This window comes from Mesorhizobium sp. C399B, from assembly GCF_030323185.1.
In the GTDB taxonomy this organism is placed as follows: Bacteria; Pseudomonadota; Alphaproteobacteria; order Rhizobiales; family Rhizobiaceae; genus Mesorhizobium.
In genome coordinates this window covers 5320132-5336448 of sequence record NZ_CP100472.1, presented here as the reverse complement: position 1 = coordinate 5336448, position 16317 = coordinate 5320132, and the positions used below count along the sequence as shown (strand labels likewise).

The 16317-nt window shown below is 64.6% G+C and carries 12 protein-coding genes and 1 pseudogene; 5 read left to right on the top strand and 8 right to left on the bottom strand.

Annotated features, from left to right (window positions below; genetic code table 11):
- Positions 1 to 25: 25 nt before the first annotated feature.
- Complete coding sequence (locus NLY36_RS25255) at positions 26 to 1795, bottom strand: acyl-CoA dehydrogenase family protein (RefSeq protein WP_286456335.1); 1770 nt, start codon at positions 1793 to 1795, stop codon at positions 26 to 28.
- Positions 1796 to 2243: 448 nt separating this feature from the next.
- On the opposite strand from NLY36_RS25255, the gene NLY36_RS25250 reads away from it, so the two are divergent.
- A complete protein-coding gene (locus NLY36_RS25250; protein ID WP_023806746.1) occupies positions 2244 to 3356 on the top strand; it encodes a glycoside hydrolase family 25 protein in 1113 nt (370 codons plus the stop codon).
- 3 nt (positions 3357 to 3359) lie between these two features.
- On the opposite strand, the gene purD is transcribed toward NLY36_RS25250, so the two are convergent.
- Both purD and NLY36_RS25240 read right to left on the bottom strand, forming a co-directional pair.
- Complete coding sequence (gene purD, locus NLY36_RS25245) at positions 3360 to 4646, bottom strand: phosphoribosylamine--glycine ligase (RefSeq protein WP_023735585.1); 1287 nt, start codon at positions 4644 to 4646, stop codon at positions 3360 to 3362.
- A 133-nt stretch (positions 4647 to 4779) separates the two neighbouring features.
- Entirely contained in the window at positions 4780 to 5574 is a 795-nt protein-coding gene (locus NLY36_RS25240) for a phytanoyl-CoA dioxygenase family protein (protein ID WP_023706642.1), read from the bottom strand.
- Between the two features lie 91 nt (positions 5575 to 5665).
- Here NLY36_RS25240 and NLY36_RS25235 point away from each other — a divergent pair, with 91 nt between their 5' ends.
- Positions 5666 to 6577, top strand: a complete 912-nt coding sequence (locus tag NLY36_RS25235; protein ID WP_023735586.1) for a LysR family transcriptional regulator — start codon at positions 5666 to 5668, stop codon at positions 6575 to 6577.
- Between the two features lie 51 nt (positions 6578 to 6628).
- Entirely contained in the window at positions 6629 to 7612 is a 984-nt protein-coding gene (gene ubiA, locus NLY36_RS25230) for a 4-hydroxybenzoate octaprenyltransferase (RefSeq protein ID WP_023735587.1), read from the top strand.
- A gap of 61 nt (positions 7613 to 7673) precedes the next feature.
- Here ubiA and NLY36_RS31845 read toward each other — a convergent pair.
- From NLY36_RS31845 to NLY36_RS25205, 4 genes and pseudogenes are all read right to left on the bottom strand, one after another.
- Positions 7674 to 8863: pseudogene (locus tag NLY36_RS31845) on the bottom strand (integrase core domain-containing protein).
- 349 nt (positions 8864 to 9212) lie between these two features.
- Complete coding sequence (locus tag NLY36_RS25215; RefSeq protein WP_023684357.1) at positions 9213 to 9779, bottom strand: DUF6101 family protein; 567 nt, start codon at positions 9777 to 9779, stop codon at positions 9213 to 9215.
- A 183-nt stretch (positions 9780 to 9962) separates the two neighbouring features.
- Positions 9963 to 11393 (bottom strand): FAD-binding oxidoreductase, encoded by a 1431-nt coding sequence (locus NLY36_RS25210; protein WP_023668458.1) that lies wholly within the window; start codon positions 11391 to 11393, stop codon positions 9963 to 9965.
- Positions 11394 to 11411: 18 nt separating this feature from the next.
- Entirely contained in the window at positions 11412 to 12377 is a 966-nt protein-coding gene (locus NLY36_RS25205) for an L-threonylcarbamoyladenylate synthase (RefSeq protein WP_023735588.1), read from the bottom strand.
- 372 nt (positions 12378 to 12749) lie between these two features.
- Here NLY36_RS25205 and NLY36_RS25200 point away from each other — a divergent pair, with 372 nt between their 5' ends.
- Positions 12750 to 13208: a hypothetical protein gene (locus tag NLY36_RS25200; RefSeq protein ID WP_023706636.1), complete on the top strand. Its 459-nt coding sequence runs from the start codon at positions 12750 to 12752 to the stop codon at positions 13206 to 13208.
- A gap of 159 nt (positions 13209 to 13367) precedes the next feature.
- Positions 13368 to 13757, top strand: a complete 390-nt coding sequence (locus NLY36_RS25195) for a hypothetical protein (RefSeq protein ID WP_023668461.1) — start codon at positions 13368 to 13370, stop codon at positions 13755 to 13757.
- 80 nt (positions 13758 to 13837) lie between these two features.
- Here the strand turns inward: NLY36_RS25195 and glyS are convergent, their stop codons facing one another.
- Complete coding sequence (glyS, locus tag NLY36_RS25190) at positions 13838 to 16306, bottom strand: glycine--tRNA ligase subunit beta (RefSeq protein WP_023735589.1); 2469 nt, start codon at positions 16304 to 16306, stop codon at positions 13838 to 13840.
- Between the last annotated feature and the right edge of the window lie 11 nt (positions 16307 to 16317).

Genomic DNA, 16317 nt, shown 5'->3' with positions numbered 1-16317 from the left:
TCTTCCCTGGTGAGCGCTCTGGTATTCAGGCCGTTATCAGCGCCTTGCCGGCGGTAGCGAGGCTCTCGGCGCCATCGATGACGCGTTCCTTCAAGGCGCTGACTTCGCCGAGCAGGTTTTCGGCGAAAAAGCGGCAAAGGGCGATGCGGCTCTGCTGGGCAAGTCCGCCACGCGCCAGATAAGCGCCGCCGGCAGCAAGCGAGATCAGCCTGAGATAGGGGGTTGCACCGGCTTGCGCTTCGTCCAGACGGCCGTCGGCCAGCAGCTTCTGCAGGAAGCGCGTCGCCTCGGTGAGATCGTCGAACGCCTGGTCAAGCGCTTCGGCGGTGCGGCCGAAGCCCTGCAGGTTCGAGGTCCGCACCTCGTCGGCGATGGCCTTCAGTTCGGCGATATAGCCATGCACATGCTCGCCGCCGCCAAGCGGCAATTTGCGGGCTACAAGGTCGATCGCCTGGATGCCGTTGGTGCCTTCATAGATCGGCGCAATGCGGGCGTCGCGATAGAGCGCGGCCGCGCCCGTCTCCTCGATGAAGCCCATGCCGCCGTGGACCTGGACGCCGAGCGATGCGACATCGACGCCGATATCGGTGGAAAAGGCCTTGGCCAGCGGCGTCAGCAGATTGGCGCGATCGCGCCAATGCGCGGCCTCCTCGCCTGTCGACACACGCGCGAAGTCGATGGCATAGGCGCAGGAATACGAGATGGCGCGGGCGATCTGGGTCAAAGCCTTCATGGTCAAGAGATTGCGCTGCACGTCGGGGTGATGGACGATCGGCGCCATCCCGGCGCCTGAAAAGTCCGATGCCTTGCCCTGGCGGCGCTCATTGGCATAGGCGATCGCCTTCTGCGTCGCGGCTTCGGCCACTGCCACGCCCTGCATGCCGACGCAAAGCCTCGCGTTGTTCATCATGGTGAACATGCAGGCGAGCCCCTTGTTCTCCTCGCCTATCAGCCAACCGATGGCGCCGGGCGCAGCACCCTGGAACCCGTCGCCATAGATCATGGTGCAAGTCGGCGAGGCATGGATGCCGAGCTTGTGCTCGAGGCCGGAACAGAAGACGTCGTTGCGGGCGCCGAGCGAGCCGTCATCATTGACCAGGAATTTCGGCACCAAAAACAGCGAGATGCCGCGCGTGCCGGCCGGTGCGTCGGGCAGCCGCGCCAACACCAGATGGATGATGTTGTCGGTGAAATCATGCTCGCCATAGGTGATGAAGATTTTCTGGCCGAAGATGCGGTAGGTGCCGTCGCCGGCAGGCTCGGCGCGACTGCGCAAGGCGGCGAGATCGGAACCGGCCTGCGACTCGGTCAGGTTCATCGTCCCCATCCACTCGCCGGAGACGAGCTTTGCCAGATACTTTGCCTTCAGCGCTTCGGAAGCATGCTTGTCGAGCGCCTCGACCGCGCCCATGGTCAGCGTCGGGCCGATGCCAAAGGCCATGGCGGCGGAGTTCCACATTTCGAGCGCGGCAACGCCGACCATGGTCGGCAGGCCCTGGCCACCGAATTCTTCCGGTCCCGACAGCGCGTTCCAGCCGCCGTCGATCCAGCTGCGGTAAAGCGCCTTCCAGCCGGGCGGCGTGGTCACGGTCGCATCCTTCAGCACCGCGCCATGCTGGTCGCCGATCTTGTAGAGCGGCGCCACTTCCTCGCTGGCGAAGCGGCCGGCCTCGGACAGGATGGCGTCGACAAGGTCTTCGCCGAGGTCCCCGAACGTGCCGCGGTCGAGCGCCGGCTTGAGCCCGGCGACATGCTTGAGCGTGAACGAAATGTCGCCGACCGGGGCCTTGTACATGCCGCTTTCTCCTCCGCTGCTCCGGCCGCTCGATCCTAGGACCCGGGCCGATGCAAAACCATCCGCCTCTGGGCGGCCTCCGACCTTCTTTTTACGTAAACGTCAAACTTTGTCACGCGGATTTTCATCGAACTTCGTCGTCCACAGGTGGAGCGGGAGCGTAGCGGACGCCGAGTACCATGTCGCGACCTCGCGCTAGGGGCGCAACGGTGCAGAATTCCGCGCCGTGGCAGCGCTTCGAAGTCGCGGAATGCATACTATGGTCCGCGCCGCGTCGCTTCGCTCCTTGCTTCGCCATAGAATGACGAAATCGCGAGAGCGACAGGACTCCTGCCCGAAAGCACTTCCTTAACCATACCGGTCCACCATCGGTGTTTGGTCAGCGGGGATCCCCTGTTTGAAAACGCCGGCGCATCTTCTTCGCCGCTCAGCGATCGCTCTCGCGGCGATGATGGCGCTGACGTCAGCGGCTACAGCCTCGGACTTTTCCGAGCCTTGGCGGGATGGCGACCGCGCGCTGGTGGTCGACGCCTATGAATACAATTCCATCGACTGGGCGCAGCTTGCCACCGACAAGCGCATTGTCGGCTTCATCAACAAGGCCTCCGACGGGCTGCCGCCGCCCTATTTCTGCTACGGCGACGAGCCTACGGTCAAACTCTGCAAGACATTGTGGAAACGCTTTGCGGTGACGCGCGAGCTGTTTCAGACGCGCAAGGTGGTGGCCAAGGCGCTCGGCCTGAGATGGGGCGCGTATCATCTTGCCCGCCCCGGCAATCCGCTCGAGCAGGCCAACAGTTTCATCGATTTCGCCGAGCCAGCCCCTGACGATCTGCTCGCCCTCGATCTCGAAGGCAACGACCCCTCGCAATGGATGTCGCTCGAGGATGCCGAGGAATTCGTGCGCCAGGTGCACCGGCGGCTCGGCCGTTTCCCGATCCTCTACACCAACGGCAAGACCGCCCAGTACATCGCCGACAACCGCTACCAATACCGTCTGCTGTCGCGGCTGCCGCTCTGGTATGCGCGCTACAAGCCCGACATCGACGTGCATTTTCCGATGGGCAACTGGCAGGGCTATGCGCTGTGGCAGTTCTCGGCGCAGGCCAATTGCGGGCGCCTGCGCTGCCCCTACCGCGTCGCCGGCACGCCCAACGACATCGACGTCAACGTCGCGCCGATGGACGCGGCGGCACTGCGCCAGCAATGGCCCTTCGGCGGCCTGATCGACGTGCCGCCCGACTACCTCGCCTCGATACCGGTGCCGGTGTCGCGCGCGGCCGGGCTCGCCGGCAAAGTCACCATCACATACGCCGATGTGGCGACGCCACCGACGGTCGAGGAAATGGTGGCGGTGCTCGGCGCGCGCTGGCAGACATTCCGCGCCGCCTTCCGCATGCCGGTGGTCAAGACGGTGCCGCGCCGCGCGCGCTTCGGCATTGCCGAGTATGTCGCCTGGAAGCGGACCACGTATCGTTCGGAGGCTCTGCTCGAGGCCGCCTTCTCGCAGGCCGCCGACCCGGTCAGCACCGCTTCGACGGAACTGGTTCGCGAGCGCTGAGGCTTATGTGGCGGCGCTGGCCTTTTCCCGCGCCACCGCCTGCCAGCCTATGTCGCGGCGGCAGAAGCCTTGCGGCCAGTCGATACGGTCGAGCGCGGCGTAAGCGCGGCTTTGCGCTTCGCCCACCGTCTTGCCTGATGCCGTGACGTTGAGCACGCGGCCGCCATTGGCGACCAGCGCGCCGCCATTGATGGCAGTGCCGGCATGGAAAATCTCAACGCCTTCGCCAGCGGCTTCGTCGAGACCCCGAATGACCGAGCCTTTTTCCGGCGTCCCGGGATAGCCCTGTGCCGCCATCACCACGGTCAGCGCGGCATCGTCGCGCCAGCGGATCGAACTGTGCGCCAACTGGCCGTCGACGGCGGCGTTGAGCAGCACTAGCAGATCGTCCTTCAGCCGCATCATCAGCACCTGACACTCGGGATCGCCGAAGCGGGTGTTGTATTCGATCAGCTTCGGCCCCTTGTCGGTGATCATCAGCCCGGCAAACAGAATACCGGCGAACGGCGCGCCAAGCTCGGCCATGCCGCGCATGGTCGGCTCGACGATCTCGCGCATGGTGCGCTCGACCATTTCGGGGCTCATCACCGGCGCCGGCGAATAGGCGCCCATGCCGCCGGTGTTGGGGCCGGTATCGCCATCGCCGACGCGCTTGTGGTCCTGCGCGGTGCCAAAGGGAAGTGCGGTCGTGCCGTCGCACAGGCAGAAGAAACTCGCCTCCTCGCCGGTCATGAATTCCTCGACTACTACCTCAGCGCCGGCGTCACCGAATGCGCCGTCGAAACAAGCATCGAGGGCGGCGCGCGCCTCGTCCAGCGTCATGGCGATGGTGACGCCCTTGCCGGCGGCAAGCCCGTCGGCCTTGATGACGATCGGCGCGCCGACCTTTTCGACATAGGCTTTCGCCGAGGCAAGATCGGTGAAGCGGCCATAGGCGGCGGTCGGGATGCCGTATTTGGCGCAAAGGTCCTTGGTAAAACCTTTCGAGCCTTCGAGCCGCGCTGCCCGCTTCGACGGGCCGAAGACGCGGATGCCCTGCTCACGCAGATCGTCGGCAATGCCGGCGACCAGCGGCCCTTCCGGCCCGACGACGACGAGATCGATCGCGTTGTCCTGGCAGAAGCTGGCAACAGCGGCACGGTCGGCGATGTCGAGCTTGACCAGTTCGGCCTCGTGGGCGATGCCCGGATTGCCGGGCGCGGCATAGAGCCTGGTCAAAAGCGGCGAGGCCGCGATCTTCCAGGCCAGGGCATGTTCGCGGCCGCCGGAGCCGATTAACAAAACGCGCATGCCGATGTCCCTTGTCATTTCACGACAGGGACTGCGCTATTGCCCCGGGCGGCGCGGGTCAAGAGTTTTACCTTGCGCCATACCGGTTGCGCACGGGAACGTCGCGCCGAGAGCACGGCGTCCCCGGCCGGTATCAGCTCTGGAAGACGACCGGGAACCAGTCCTCGCGCAGTTTCTGGCCGGGCTTCATGTCATGGCCGGGATAGGGCGGCGAGGTACGGCCGGGGCGCTCGACATAGCGCGCATCGTCGCCGACCCAGCGCAGCGACAGCGCCCGGCGACGCGCCGCGGTCGGATTGCCGCGCGCACCATGCGCGGTGCGGAAGTCGAACAGGATGGCGTCGCCCGGCTCCATCTCCCATTCGAGCACCTTCAGCGACGGGTCCTTGTCTGGATCCGGCACGGGCAGATAATCGCCCTCGCCGGCATAGAAATTGCTGTCATCGAGCCAGCGCACCGGCAGGATCATCTTGTCCCATTTGTGCGAGCCGGCGATCAGCCGCAGCGTCGCTTCCTTGACCGGATCGATCGGAATCCAGAAGCTGACGGTCTGGGTGCCATCGACGAAGTAATACGGGATGTCCTGGTGCCAAGGCGTCGGCTTTTGCGTGCCCGGTTCCTTGACCAGCACATGGTCGTGGAAGAACTGGGCGCTGCGCGACTGCATCGCCGCTGCCGCGAGTTCCGCGGCCGGGGAATTGCGCACCACGTCGACGAATTCGGGAATGCGCTCCCAATTGCAGTAATCGTCGAAGAAGCTGCCCTTGCCGTTGGCGATGTCCGAGGCCGTGGCGCTGCGGTTTTGCATGTTGCGCTCGATGCCGGCGGCGATGGTGCCAACCCAGTCCTTGAAGGCGCCGCGTATGCAGACCGCGCCGTCGCGCTGGTAGTCGGCAATCGCTGCGGCATCGATATGTCTGGCGGCCATGTCATGTCTCTCCTGTTTCGATGACCGACTATCGCGGCCGCCGCACATCGCGTAAAATAATAACTTCTCATCTCCCTTATAGCTTTACTCTATGAACCTGACCCTCACCCAGTTGCGCTACCTCGTCACTGTTGCCCGTCACGGCAGCGTCACCGTGGCCGCCCGGATGCTGAACGTCTCGCAACCCTCGATCTCGGTGGCGATCGACAATGTCGAAGCGACGCTCGGCCAGAAAATATTCGTGCGCCAGCGCGGCAGCGGCATCGCGCTGACCTCGTTCGGCCGCAGCGCGGTGGCGAAGGCAAAGCAGGTGCTGGCCGAAGCGGACGAACTGGTTGGGCTCGGGACGCGCGACGCCGATGTCGGCGGCGAACTTGTGCTCGGCTGTTTCGAGGATCTGGCGCCTTATTTCGCGCCGGCGCTGATCCGCGCTTTTTCGCAACGCTGCCCGGCGGTCACCGTGGTGGTCCGCGACGAGACCTTCGAGACGCTCGGCCGGCGGCTCGGCGATGCGGCAATCGATCTCGGCCTGACCTACGATCTCGGCCTGCCCTCGCACTTCGCTCGCACCCTGCTGCATGAGCTGCGGCCACACGCGCTTCTGCCGCAAGGCCACGCGCTGGCCAGCCAGGCCAGCGTCAGCCTGGCGGAGCTGGCGACCCATCCCTTGATCACCACCGACCAGCCGCATAGCTGGCAGCATATGCTGGACCTGTTCCTCAGCCGCGGCCTGTCGCCGGTCTCGCAATCGACGGCGAGTTCGTTCGAACTGCAGCGCAGCATGGTCGCCAACGGCTTCGGCGTCGCGGTGAGCTACACCAGGCCTTATGGCGACAGGAGTTATGACGGGCTGCCGCTGGTCTGCAAGCCGCTGTCCGATCCGCTGCCGATGCAGCGCATCATCCTCACCCATGACACAAGGCAAAGGCTGTCGAAGGCGGCGCTGGCCTTCACGGAGGTGGCGAAGGAATGGTTTGCCAGCCACGATATTTTCACCGCCTGAGCGACAATGCGGCCGCTTGACGGCGCACGCCGCTGCTGCCACTCCAGCACGATGGAAACCATCCAGTCGAAAGCCGCACAGGGCCGCGTCGCCGACGCGCCGAGCGGCCATTGGGTCTACAAGATATTGCCGCGCTGGCTGTGGCCTTACGCGCAGCTTGCGCGCTGGGACCGGCCGATCGGCTGGCAATTGCTGCTGTGGCCCTGCTGGTGGTCGGCAGCGCTTGCGGCCAGCGCCTATCCGCGCGCAAGCGACCCGCTGCTCACATTGCTCCCGTCGCCATGGTTCCTGTTCCTGTTCTTCGTCGGCGCCGTCGCCATGCGCGGCGCCGGCTGCACCTATAACGACATTGTCGACCAGGACATCGACAACAAGGTCGAGCGCACCCGTTCGCGGCCGCTGCCGGCCGGCAAGGTGACGCGCCGCCAGGCCTGGATATTCCTGGTCATCCAGGCGCTGCTGGGGCTGGTCGTGCTGTTGCAGTTCAACGACTTCGCCATTCCGCTCGGCATCGCCTCGCTGGTCATCGTTGCCGTCTATCCCTTCATGAAGCGCTTCACCAACTGGCCGCAATTGGTGCTCGGGCTCGCCTTCTCCTGGGGTGCGCTGATGGGCTGGGCGGTCGAGTTCGGCGATCTCGATGGCCCGGCCGTCATGCTCTATATCGGCTCAATCCTGTGGGTGATCGGCTACGACACTATCTACGCGCATCAGGACAAGGAAGACGACGCCATTGTCGGCGTGCGCTCGACGGCGCGGCTGTTCGGCGACAACACCAAGACCTGGCTGGTCGGGCTTTATGGCGGCACGCTGGTCTGCTTTGCCATCGCCTTCGCCTCGGTGCAGGCGCCGGTGGTGGCGCTGGCCGGGCTGATCGCCGCCGGCGCCCATATGGCGCGGCAGATAGCGGTTCTGGATATCGACGATCCCGATCAATGCCTGCGGCTGTTCAAATCCAACAACCAGGTCGGCTGGTTGATCTTCATCGGCCTGATCGGCGGTGCGCTGTGGGTGGCGCTAAAGCCGCTGGTTTAATTGTCCAGCCGATAGATGGGTAACACTTTGAACCGGATACATAGGTGACACTTCTCTCCCCCTATGCGTCCGCCGCAGCGCCAAGCGGATTGGTTGGCGCGGCGCTGCGGCGGACAAGCTTCATGTGCCGTGTGTCGATGATGCCGAGCGGGTGGGCATGGAATGAGAGTGTCCATTGTCCGTCTTCGGTCTCCAACGCAGCGACCGGTTCGCCCGCCAGCGCTTGCGAGACATATATGAAGCCGCCATTCCATCGGATCTCGCCATTGTGGCGCACGCGGCGGACCGAGGCCTCGGCCGGATAGACGGGCTCGGGTGGTGTCCTGGGCATGGCGCGCTGTGAGGACCGGTAGTGCTGGGCGGGCGTATCCATGCCCAGCGCCTCATGGGGACGTTCCTCATTGTAGCTGTGGCGGAAGGTCTCGAAGGCCTGGCCCTGTGCCGTTCGGTCGGCTTCCGGTGCCTCGGCCATCGGCAGCATGGTCAGGTGAAAGCGCTCGTGACGTCCGTTCTGCTGTGGCCTGCCGGGTGCGATCCGCTCCAAGGTGATGCCGAGCTTGATGAAGCGCACGACAAGCGGCGTCAGCCCGGTGACGCCGGCCGATGCGAAGGGCGGGCCATTGTCGCTTCTGAAGCGATCCGGCAGGCCATGCTCTTCAAACAGCCGTTCGAACACCGGCCAGGCTTCGCTATCGGCCGTCGACCCCGTCGCTTCGAGCGCCAGAAGAAGCGGCTCGACGCATCCATCACCGTCAAGGGTTCGCAACGCCAGCCGTCGCGGGTCCGGAACCAGCCCTTGTGATCGCCAGTCCACACCGCGTTCGGTTCTTGCGGCTGTGGCCAGGGTCCATTGCCGCAGGCCCGCAGGCGGGGTCGCTTGCGGGCGCGGACAAGCCCATGCCGCGCAAGGATCGCGCCGACCGTCGAGGCTGAAGGCCACATGAACTCGGGAGCCGTGCGCCTGAGCCGTGCCACGATCTTCTTTGGACCCCAAAGCGGATGCAGCTCCTTGGCCGCCACAATCCGCTCAACCAGATCCTGAGCTGTCGCCCGGCCATGATTGAGCGGGGCTCGCGGCAGGTCGTGCAAACCCTCAGGCCCAAACGTCCGATAGCGTCCTAGCCATTTGTAGCCGTTCTTGCGTGAGATCCCGTAGGCCGCACAAAGCGCAACCATCGTCTCATCCCCAGAAAGACACTCCACAACAAACCGTAGCCGCTCGTCCATGATGCCAGTCTCTCGCCAAACCATCGCCGGTCCTCCGGCGGACAAGAAAACTGTCACCCATGCTATCGGTCCATTCTGTTACCTATCTATCCGGTTCGGACGTAATCTCCTTCTCCCCGTCACTACACGGGGAGAAGGTGCCGGCAGCCGGATGAGGGGCAGCGCCAATCTTTGCAGTTGAGGTGAGATGCACAGCGGCGATATTGCGAGAAATGCCTCGGTCAGCGCCGCCCCTCATCGCCCTGCCGGGCGTTGGTCACTCGAAAAGCCAAGCAATTGGCTTTTCGTCCGCTACGCGGACCGCTCCTCAACCCCCGTATAGTGACGGGGAGAAGAAGGCTGTCGTCGGCGGTTTCGCCAATCGCCGGTCAAGCTACTCTCTCGAAATAATCTCCTGGCCATCAATAACCAGCCTCAGCCCGAGGTCGCCGGCCCTGCGGCGGGCGAGGAAGCGCGGGCGGCGCGTGGTCGAGACCCGGCCCTTGCGGCGATCCTTGGCCGGCAGCGCCTTGATGGCGGCGCCGAGCGATTCCTCAAGCGTGCGGGCAATGCCGTCGGATTCGATCAGCAGCATCTGCAGCCGGTAAGCATCGGCCCAGGCGCGCCAGTCGGCGGCGACGTCGTCGAGATCGTCGGCCACCAGCAGCGGCACCGACAGCATCGGGTCGTTGTGCAGGAGTTCGAGGGTTACCGTGACATTGCCTTGCGCATCCTCCATCGCGCGGGCGGCGACGCCGCGAAACGCGTTGGCGGGCAGCGCGATGATCGCCGGCACGCCGCTCATCTCGAGCGTGCGGCGGATGACGGCGCCGCGCTGGTCGATGGTGAAGGTAACGTCGCCATAGTCGTCGCGCGTGGCATAGCTCACCACTTGCGGCAGGCGGAATGGGTCGAGGCGCATGTTGCGCCCGGCCCAGACGGGCTTCAATACACTGTTCATCTGCTGCCTTCCTGTGTTTCTCCTGAGAGCCGTTTTGCGGGTCTCTCCGGGCCGGTTTTCCCGGCCTCGTTGTGTGAAACATTAGCGCGAGCTTCTGCCGCCCGGCTTAAGAAAGTCAGTTAAATTTTGCTGATCTCAGGCAATGGTTATCGGAATGAGACCAGCCACAAAATGTTGAAAGGATCAGATAACCTTACCGGGATTCATGATGCCGGCCGGATCGAAGACGGCCTTCACCCGGCGCATCAGCTCGATCGCCATTGGCGGCGCGGTGGCGATCAGCTCGTCGCGCTTCAACTGGCCGATGCCGTGCTCGGCCGAGATCGAGCCGTGGAAGGAGCGCACGACATCGTGCACGGCATGGTTCATGGCGTGGTAGAGGCCGAGAAACGCTTCGTCGTCACCGCCCTCCGGCCGGGAGATGTTGTAGTGGAGATTGCCGTCGCCCATATGGCCGAAGCAGACCACGCGCGCCTGCGGACTGACCGAAGCCACTGCACCGGCCGCCTTTTCGATAAACGCCGGGATGGATGCCACCGGTACCGAAATATCATGCTTGATCGAAGCGCCTTCGGGCTTTTGCGAATCCGGCAGCACCTCGCGGAAGTTCCAGAACGCGTCGCCCTGCGCCAGGCTGGCCGCGATCACCGCGTCGCCGACGATGCCTTGCTGGAGGCCTGCCGACAGCACTTCTTCGATCAGCCCCCTGGCGTCCTCGGCCGAACGGCCCGACGACACCTGCATCAACACATACCATGGCCAATCCTGCGCCAGCGGCCGCGTGACGCCCTGCGCATGGCGCAGCGTGAAATCATAAGGACGCTGGCCGATCAGCTCGAAGGCGGTGAGTGCCGCCCCTGCCCGGTCCATCGCCAGGCTGAACAGCGAAAGCGCTGCTTCCGGCGACGACAGGCCGGCAAAGGCCACTTCGCGCCCCTTGGGCTTGGGAAACAGTTTCAGCACCGCTGCGGTGATGATGCCGAGCGTGCCTTCGGCGCCGACGAACAGGTTTTTCAGATCGTAGCCGGTGTTGTCCTTCTTCAATTTGCGCAGATCGTCGAAGACCTCGCCGGTCGGCAGCACCACTTCGACGCCGAGGCAGAGTTCGCGCGCATTGCCATAGGCAAGCACGCCGGTGCCGCCGGCATTGGACGAGAGATTGCCGCCGATCTGGCAGGACCCTTGCGCGGCGAGCGACAGCGGAAACAGCCGGTCGGCGGCATCGGCCGCTTCCTGCAGCGTCTGCAGGATAACGCCGGCCTCGACTGTTACCGTGTTGGAGAAGACGTCGATCTCGCGAATGCGGTTCAGCCGCGACAAAGAAAGCACGATCTCGCGGCCGGATGCGTCAGGCACCTGGGCGCCGACCAGCCCGGTGTTGCCGCTTTGCGGCACGACCGGCGTTCCCGTCTCGCTCGCCAGGCGCATGATCCGGCTGATCTCGTCGACGCTGCCGGGGCGCAGCACCAAGGCGGTCCTGCCGTGCCATAGGCCGCGCCGCTCGGTCAGATACGGCGCAATATCGGCCTGGTCGCGCAGCGCATATTTGTCGCCGACGATTGCCGCGAAGCGGGCGATGAGAGCGGGATCGAGGTCGAAGGGTGCGTCGTTCATGGGCGCAAACTATGGCGCTCAGTCGGGCTTGTCACGGGGGGCAGCGGCACGAAACAGCCGATCGTTGATCGCCTCGCCGAGCCCATCGAACGGGATCGGCTCGACGGCGATCGTCGCCGCACCGCTGCGGTCGAGTTCCTGCAAATACGCGAACAGATTGCTTGCGGCTTCGCGCAAATCGCCTGACGCGGACAGGTTGCGCAAGGCGGCCGCCGCTTGCCAGCCTTCGGCGCGGTCGCCACCAAAGGCCAGCAAGGCCTCGCCTTCAGCCACACTCTGTGCATCGAGCCGCACCGATGCGCGCGGCGCATAATGCGACGCCAGCATGCCGGGCGCCTCGATGCCGGCTGTCGCGCCGCGCTGCAGCTTAATGCCGGTGACGGCCTCGATATCGGCGGCAGCGATGCCGCCTGGCCTCAGCAGCCGCACGCTGTTGCCTTCGACCTTGACGATGGTCGATTCCAGCCCGACCGGGGTGGCGCCGCCATCGACCACCAGCTGGATTTTGGCGCCGAGATCGGCCGCGACGGCTTGCGCCGTCGTGGCGCTGATCTTGCCCGAAGAGTTCGCGCTGGGCGCGGCCAACGGCCGGCCGAGTCTGGCGATCAGCTCGCCGCCGAACCCCCTCGGCATGCGCAGCGCGATCGTATCGAGCCCGGCGGTGACCAGCGGATGGATGCCGTTGCCGGGTCGGAGCGGCAGCACCAGCGTCAGCGGCCCCGGCCAGAACGCCTCGGCCAGCCGCTTCGAAAGCGGGTCGAAGATCGCAATGCGCTCGGCCATCGCCAGATCGGCGACATGGGCGATCAGCGGGTTGAAGCGCGGCCGGCCCTTGGCTTCGAAAATGCGGGCGACGCCGACGCCATTGGTCGCGTCGCTGGCCAGTCCATAGACGGTCTCCGTCGGGATGGCGACGACGTCGCCGCCCTCAAGCAGCGCCAACGCCTGCTCCATCGCTTCGCCGACGGATAGTATCTCAGCCACTCGCTTCACCTCACAGGCACCGGACCTAAAGCGCGTCGCGCTGAACCGGATTCATGCGACGCGCTTTAGGTCTTTGTTTTGATGCATGTCGTTCTCTCAAAACCGGGGCCACTTTTGAGCGACATGCATTAGAGCGGTTCAGCGGTTCGCTGAAACGCTCTAAGTATTTGTTTTTGCGCAATTCCGGACGGAAAACCGCTACTCACTTTTCCTGGAATTGCTCTAATACGGCAGTGGTTTTCGGGCAAGCCGGCGTTGGCGAATTATCAATGCCTAAAATGCTACGTTTCCCTGCAAGCCGGCATCAATCCACTGGGGTTAAGGCTATTTGCGGTTAGGGCTGGCGGCTTGTCGGGCAAGGGGACGGTTTCGATGTCGATGCGTGTGCTTGGAGCGCTTGGTTTCACCCTGGCGGCGATGACCGGTGGGGCGCACGCCTCGTCGATCGTCTTTCTCGGCGTCTCGACCTCGACGCCATCGGTCATCAAGGTTGGCGGATCCGAACCGGTCAGGATCGCCTCGTCGCCATCGATCGTCGCACTCGGCGATGCCCAGCCCGATGTGACTTATGAAAAGGTCGCGGCGATCCCCGAAAAGCCTAGGCACGGCCAGGACCCGATGATCATTCGCGGCGGCATCGTCGGCGGCGCCTTCGCCGCGCCGGCTCCGGCCAGGGCGAGCGCCGCGGCGCCGGCGACTGAGCCGACGGCAGAGACCGCACCAGCCGGAACTGCAACGGCATCGAACGGCAAGCCCGAGTCGCAACCGGCAGCGCCGCAGCCGGCAGCAACACCGCAGCAGCCGATCGAGGGCGTCGGCAAAGCCGAGTAGGCCATTCAGCCAAAACAGTCGGCCAAGACAGTCGGCCGATCCATGCCGCTTGACGCCGATCGACGCCCCGGCGCAGGATCGGCTTGGCGGCGGCGGCCCCAATTTCGCCAATCGGGTTTGGCATGAGCGCGCCGGGTTCTAGGAGAGCGAGGGGTTATCATGAACATGACGAAATCTTTGACTATTGCCGGCCTGTTGCTGGCGTCACCTATAGGTGTCGGCGGCGCGCAGGCCGGTGACGAGCTAGGGTCCTACGTCGCGCGCATTTCCGATCGCGACCACCATGCCAGCGACGGCTATGAGCTGAGCAGCGCAGCACAGATGGTGCGGCAGGACCGTGCCAACTGGCACAAGTTCCACCGGCGCGATGCCGACGACCAGGGCGATGACTGGTTCCGCAGCAACGATGATCGCGCGTATCTGGAACGCATGCTGAAGCGCGGTGGCGCGATGAGCTCCTCGACACGGAACGCCATCGTCAATGGCGAGCCGCTGATCCAGGTCGACGTCTATTCAGACAGCGTGCATGTCAGCATTTTGGAGGACTGACGGAGTCAGCCTCGGGAGGACTGAAAACAAGACGGGCGGCGTGTGAACGCCGCCCGTGTTCGGGCTTGTCCGTCCCTTAGCTAGCCAGCTATTCTGGAGAAATCAGCCACCTGGTCGGTGGCCGTGCGGATGCGGGCGAGCAATGCCAGACGGTTGGCGCGCACGGCCTGGTCCTCATCATTCACGAGAACACGTTCAAAGAATGAATCAACCGGTTCGCGCAGCACGCTAAGCGCCAGCATGGCGGCGGAAAAGTCTTCGTTTTGAATCGCTTCGCCGGCTTCTCTCTCCGCCTGATTCACCGCTGCAAACAGCGATTTCTCGGCCTCCTCGCGAAACAGCGCCGGCTCAACAGTCTCGGCGACGAGCGTTTTCTTCTTCTCCTCGGCAGCCAGAATGTTGGCCGCCCGCTTGGCGCCGGCGAGCAGGTTCTTGCCGTCCTCGGTGTCGAGGAAGGACCCCAGAGCTTCGACGCGACGCACGATCTGCAGGAGGTCGTCCGACTGCGATTGGCCGATCTCCCCCCTTGTGGGGGAGATGCCCGGCAGGGCAGAGGGGGGCGCGCCAGAATGAGAGGTCGGCGGGACAGCGCCCCCCTTTGTCGGCTTCGCCGCCCCCACAATGGGGGAGATTGGCGCGCTTCCACCACCTGCCAGCACGGCGTCAATGAGATCATGCCGAGCGCCCTGGTCGCGGAGATAGACTTTCAGGCGGTCGTGGAAGAAGGCGAGGAGGTCGGGGCCAAAGGCCCGTCCAGCCTTGGACGCGAGATAACGCGCCGTTTGATAGGCACTGTCGAAGAGCGATGTCAGCGGCAGTGAGATCCCATTCTCGATCAGGATCCTCACCACGCCCAGTGCGGCCCTTCTCAGCGCGTAAGGATCCTTCGAGCCCGTGGGCTTTTCATCGATCGCCCAGAACCCGACCAGCGTATCGATTTTGTCGGCGAGTGCGACGGCAATCGACACCGGATCGGTCGGCACGCTATCCGACGGACCTTGCGGCTTGTAATGTTCCTCGATCGCCGCGGCCACGGACGGATGCTCGCCCTGCAGCAGCGCGTATTTGCGGCCCATGGCGCCTTGCAGTTCGGGAAACTCGCCGACCACTTCGGTGGTGAGATCAGCCTTGGCCAGCACCGCGGCGCGGGCCGCGAGCGCGGTAATCTCCCCCCTTGAGGGGGAGATGTCGCCGAAGGCGACAGAGGGGGTCGTCTCGCGTGGAGCGCCAACTCCCTCTTTCTTCGAGAGACCGGGCGGCGTCGCGGCAGCCGAAGCGACCCCCTCTGGCCTGCCGGCCATCTCCCCCTCAAGGGGGGAGATTGACTGCGCCACTGTTGGCGCCAGTTCCTCCGCCAGCCGCTTGATCCGCTGCACCCGCTCGCCTTGCGTGCCGAGCTTGGCGTGGAAGGTGACGTTGAGATGGTCGAGGCGGGCCATGCGCTGGTCGAGCGGTTTCTTCAGATCGAGCCCGAACTTTTCCGCCGATGCTTCAAGCTGCTCGAGATCGGGCAGATCGCCCTGGTCGGTCTTCCAGAAATACAGCGCATCCGACAGGCGCGCGCGCACCACCTTGCCGTTGCCGTGCGCGATCTCCTTGCCGCCGTCCTTGGCCTCGATGTTGGCGGTGAGGATGAAGCGGTTGGAAAGGTTTTCGCCGTCGCCCTGCGGCCGGGTGACAAAGCATTTCTGATTGGCGCGGATGGTCAGCCGGACCACTTCTGGCGGAATGGCAAGAAAGGCCTGCTCGAATTCGCCCATCAGCACCACCGGCCATTCGACCAGGCCCGACACTTCTTCCAGCAGCCCTTCGTCCTCGACCAGATCGAGCCCGTTGGCGAAGGCGAGGTTGCGGGCGTCGGCAAGGATGATCTCCTTGCGCCGGTCGCCATCGAGCACGACCTTGGCCGCTTCCAGCTTGGTCACGTAATCGTCGAAGCGGCGCACGGTGATTTCTCCCGGCGCCATGAAACGATGGCCGTAGGTGATATTGCCCGAGCGGATGCCATCGATCTCGAAATCGACCACCACCGGCTCCTCGGTCTCCGGGCCGAAGGTGCACAGAATCGTCTGCAGCGGCCGCACCCAGCGCAGCGAACCGGGCTTGGCCGAAGCCGGCCCCCAGCGCATCGATGTCGGCCACGGGAAGCCGCGAATGATGGCCGGCACCAGTTCGGCGACGATTTCTTCCGCCGCCCTGCCCGGCTTCGAAATATGGGCGACGTAGAAATCGCCTTTCTTCGGATCGGAATGGACATGCGCCTCGGCAACCGAGGCAAGGCCTGCCTTGCGCAGAAAACCCTGCACCGCCTGTTCCGGCGCCGCCGTCGACGGCCCCTTGATCTCCTCGTGGATGTCCTTCGAGCGCGCGGTCAGGCCCCTGACATCGAGCGCCAGGCGCCGCGGCGTCCAGTATTCGCGCGCGGCGTCATAGGTCAGACCCGCCTCGACCAGACCGTCGGTCAGCATCTTCCTGAGATCGCCCGCCGCCTTGCGCTGCATGCGGGCGGGGATTTCCTCGGAGCGGAGTTCCAGCAACAAATCCGGCATCAGAGTTTCTC

Bases quoted from the DNA above. Each gene is read 5' to 3' on its own strand.
- NLY36_RS25255 (WP_286456335.1), bottom strand. From the start codon at position 1,795: ATGTACAAGGCCCCGGTCGGCGACATTTCGTTCACGCTCAAGCATGTC.
- NLY36_RS25250 (WP_023806746.1), top strand. From the start codon at position 2,244: ATGATGGCGCTGACGTCAGCGGCTACAGCCTCGGACTTTTCCGAGCCT.
- purD (WP_023735585.1), bottom strand. From the start codon at position 4,646: ATGCGCGTTTTGTTAATCGGCTCCGGCGGCCGCGAACATGCCCTGGCC.
- NLY36_RS25240 (WP_023706642.1), bottom strand. From the start codon at position 5,574: ATGGCCGCCAGACATATCGATGCCGCAGCGATTGCCGACTACCAGCGC.
- NLY36_RS25235 (WP_023735586.1), top strand. From the start codon at position 5,666: ATGAACCTGACCCTCACCCAGTTGCGCTACCTCGTCACTGTTGCCCGT.
- ubiA (WP_023735587.1), top strand. From the start codon at position 6,629: ATGGAAACCATCCAGTCGAAAGCCGCACAGGGCCGCGTCGCCGACGCG.
- NLY36_RS25215 (WP_023684357.1), bottom strand. From the start codon at position 9,779: ATGAACAGTGTATTGAAGCCCGTCTGGGCCGGGCGCAACATGCGCCTC.
- NLY36_RS25210 (WP_023668458.1), bottom strand. From the start codon at position 11,393: ATGAACGACGCACCCTTCGACCTCGATCCCGCTCTCATCGCCCGCTTC.
- NLY36_RS25200 (WP_023706636.1), top strand. From the start codon at position 12,750: ATGTCGATGCGTGTGCTTGGAGCGCTTGGTTTCACCCTGGCGGCGATG.
- NLY36_RS25195 (WP_023668461.1), top strand. From the start codon at position 13,368: ATGAACATGACGAAATCTTTGACTATTGCCGGCCTGTTGCTGGCGTCA.
- glyS (WP_023735589.1), bottom strand. From the start codon at position 16,306: ATGCCGGATTTGTTGCTGGAACTCCGCTCCGAGGAAATCCCCGCCCGC.